Source organism: Streptomyces sp. NPDC054841 (genome assembly GCF_053611045.1).
In genome coordinates, this window is the sequence record NZ_JBSGZO010000659.1 from 1 (window position 1) to 3769 (window position 3769).

The 3769-nt window shown below is 65.9% G+C and carries 2 protein-coding genes; one reads left to right on the top strand and one right to left on the bottom strand.

Annotated elements, in window-relative coordinates:
* Positions 1 to 1247, bottom strand: a 1247-nt coding sequence (locus tag ACWGI8_RS41285) for an NAD(P)/FAD-dependent oxidoreductase (RefSeq protein ID WP_453668592.1), incomplete at its 3' end; no start/stop codon positions are given.
* A gap of 1031 nt (positions 1248 to 2278) precedes the next feature.
* Between ACWGI8_RS41285 and ACWGI8_RS41290 the strand changes: the two genes are divergently transcribed.
* On the top strand, positions 2279 to 3565 hold the full coding sequence (locus tag ACWGI8_RS41290; protein WP_453668593.1) for an ammonium transporter: 1287 nt from the start codon (positions 2279 to 2281) through the stop codon (positions 3563 to 3565).
* Positions 3566 to 3769 lie beyond the last annotated feature (204 nt).

Here is a 3769-nt window from a genome sequence, read left to right on the forward strand (position 1 = left end):
GCCGGATCGTAGACCCGCTCCTCCTGCGGTACGCCCGCGTCGTCGTAGAGACGTTCCAGGGCCTCCGGCGCGTAGATCTCGTAGTCCGGGACCACGCCGCCGATCAGGCCGAGCATCTTGTTCGTCCACTCCTGGCCGGCGCTCATCGCGCTCATCGTCGCCTTGAAGAACGGCGGGAGTTCGGTGAGTTCGCCGAGTGTGGTGGTGAAGTCGTAGACGCCGGCGCTCTCCTCATCACGCACCTTGTTGTACTCGGCCAGTGCCTCGTCCATCGGCCGCTCTCCGGACAGCCCCTGGTGGATGCGCTCGGCGAGCAGTTCGCCGTGGAGGAAGGCGTCGGTGATGCCCCACCCGGTGTAGGGGTCCTTGTGGTAGCCGGCGTCGCCCACGAGGGCCCAGCCGGGGCCGTAGGCGCGGCGGTAGTAGTTGTCCGGGTAGCGCATGGGACGGAAGTCCTCCTCGCGCCGCCCGCTCTCGCGCAGTTGGGCACCCATCTCCGGGTCGACGTCGTCGAAGACGGCCTGGAAGCCGGCTTCCACGTCCTGGCGGAAGTCCTTCAGCCTGCGGCGGGTGCAGATGACAGCCAGCATGCTCAGCCCGTCGTTCGTGGGCCAGCTGCCGAACCAGCGCTCGTTGAAACCGGTCTTGTGGTGCAGGCCCCAGTCGAGTCCGCTGTAGTACGAGTAGTAGATGAATCCGGCCGCGGGGCGCACGTTGTACAGCTCCGCGCCGACCTTCTTGGCGACCGTGGAGTGGAAGCCGTCCGCGCCGATGACCACCGAGGCCCGGAACTCCCGCTCCGGCCCGTCGCCCTCGCGTCCGCGGATGCCCGTCACCTGGCCGTCGGAGGCGATCACGTCGGAGACGGTGAAGCCCTCGAGCACTTCGGCGCCGGCCCGGCGCGCGGCGTTGACCAGGATCTCGTCGAGCACGGTACGGCGCGGGCAGTACACGGCGTCTATGCCGTCGACGGGGTCGGCGAACCCGTTGAGTTCGATTCCCCGGTACGTGTAGTGCATCTTGCGGATCGCCGGCGTCTTCGCCGCCACGATCTCGTCGAGCAGGCCCCACTCCTGGAGCTTCAGCAGCCCCGCCTGGTGGATGTAGTGCGTCGAAACGGTGTCGCTGGGAAAGGAGGACCGGTCCACCACGAGGACCCGGTGTCCGAGTCGAGCCAAGAGCATGGCGACCGGCGAGCCGGCGCAGCGGGCACCCACAACAATGACGTCGTACACGCGATCCCCCACGAATCAGATCAGGCACCTGAGAGTGAATCAGGCCCGGGTTCCGGCGCTCCGTGCTCCCCGGCGCCGATATTGACGTGAAGGCTATGAGTATCGGCCAACGAAGGTCAATGGTTGGTAGTGAGACGGCAATGTCCTGCCATTGCGATTCGCCGCCTGAATACTTCATTCCGTTCCATGGAGTGATGCCTGACGAGACAGCATGGCACGGTATGAACCTTTTGAGGCGGGGTGTTTCGACCATGCTATGGCTTGTGTCACAACTCAGACCTCCGGACACACCACCACGCTCGGTGAGAAAACCGCTGACGGAGTACACATAGAGTAGGTAAAGCGAAAAGCCTCCTTCCCGGAATGGTCTTCCCATGTCGAGCCTCCAATTACTCAGTTGACGTAACCCGAGAAGTTACATGAATAAACCAAGCCGGAGCGTGCAACCAGTTCGGCTTGTTCGACCAGACGTAGTGGCAGTTTGATCTTCCGTACTGGTTACGGCCGTTCGCTCCCGCGCCACGAGGGATTGCGGGTCGGCTCCCCCGTCGGTGGGCGACCGTGTGATGATCTCGCCCGTCCGGAATTGCACCCCGGTTCGCCGAGGTGATGAGAGCGGATCCTGGGTTGCCGAAGGGTTACGAGTGCGCGACCGAAGGCTTTGTCCCGACCGGCGGTCATGGGTTGTCGCGGTGTGGCCGCAGTTGGTCACATGGGCTGACGGTGGTGCGACCTTGGGGCAGTCACCGGCGCACGAGGAAGGTCCGGATCCGTTGACGCTCACGGCAGGGTCATGAGGCATTCCTCGGACGGCCGTGGCACCGGCTCCCACTGACGCGGGCGACGAGTCACGAGCCGCGGGGCGGAAAGCGCCGGGCTCACGCGTCAATGGCAGGTCGGCACGGGCTGCCGAACGGCGGTTTCCCGTCGGGCGCGCATGACGGCGGGCCCGGCGCTCACCGAGGCCGCTCACCCCGTCCAGGCAATGCACAGCACCGCCCCGGTCGACCCGGGGCGTTCGAACCTGCAAGGAGAAACCGGCTTTGAACGGCGCAGATACCGCGTTCGTACTGCTCAGTGCCGCACTCGTCATGTTGATGACGCCCGGCCTGGCATTGTTCTACGGCGGCATGGTGCGGGTGAAGAGCGCCCTCAACATGCTCATGATGTCCTTCGTCTCGCTCGGTATCGTCAGCGTCCTGTGGGTGTTGTACGGGTACTCGCTCGCCTTCGGTGACGATATCGGCGGCGGGCTGCTGGGCAATCTCGACCACATCGGCTTCAAGGGCATCGACGTCGAGACGCTGACCGGGGGCAAGGAAGGCATCCCGGTCTTCGCCTTCGCGTTGTTCCAGCTGATGTTCGCGGTCATCACTCCTGCGCTGATCAGCGGCGCCCTGGCCGATCGTGTGAAGTTCAGCGCCTGGGCACTCTTCATCACCCTGTGGGTCTCACTGGTGTACTTCCCCGTCGCGCACTGGGTGTGGCAGGCCGACGGCTGGCTGTTCAAGCTGGAGGTCATCGACTTCGCCGGCGGGACGGCGGTCCACATCAACGCCGGTATCGGCGCACTCGCCGCGGTACTGGTGGTGGGCAAGCGGATCGGCTTCAGGAAAGAGGCGATGCGTCCCCACAGCCGGCCGCTCGTCATGCTGGGCGCGGGTCTGCTCTGGTTCGGCTGGTTCGGCTTCAACGCCGGTTCCGCCCTTGCGGCCAACGGCACCGCGGCCGTCATGGCGCTGAACACCCAGGTCGCCACGGGCGCCGCGATGCTCGGCTGGCTTGCGTACGAGCGGATTCGGCAGGGCGCGTTCACCACGCTGGGTGCCGCCTCCGGCGCGGTGGCCGGTCTGGTGGCGATCACCCCTGCCGGTGCGCACGTCAACGTCTTCGGCGCGATACTCATCGGTGTCGTGGCGGGTGTGCTCTGCTCGTGGGCGGTGGGCTTGAAGTACAAGCTGGGTTACGACGACTCCCTGGATGTCGTCGGCGTCCACCTGGTGGGCGGTGTCGTCGGCACGTTGCTCGTGGGTGTCCTGGCCGTCGACGGCGTCGGCGGTCTGGAACAGCTCGGCAAGCAGGCGATCGGTGCGTTCTCGGTGATGGCGTTCTCCTTCGTCGTGTCCTGGATCCTGGCCAAGATCGTCGATGTGACGATCGGGTTCCGCGCGGTCGAGGACGACGAGACCTCCGGGGTCGACCAGGCCTTCCACGCCGAGACCGCCTACGACTTCAGCGCGCTGGACGGTTCCCCGGCCGGACTCGGCGCGGCTCTGGCCGCCGGTATGGACGCACAGACCATGGTCCTGAGCCGGAAGGTGGGTGCATGAAGGCCGACACGGTGACCGTGATGCCGCGGCTCGACGCGGTCGAAGCCCGCAGGGCCCTCCTATCCTGAGCCGGACGGGCCCGCCACGCCTGTGAGTCGGTCCGGAGCAAACCGAAATGGTGCCCGGTACGGTCATTCCGTACCGGGCACCATCTCGTTGGAACACCTGAAGTCGGCTCACACGAGGGGACATTCGCCCCTGGAC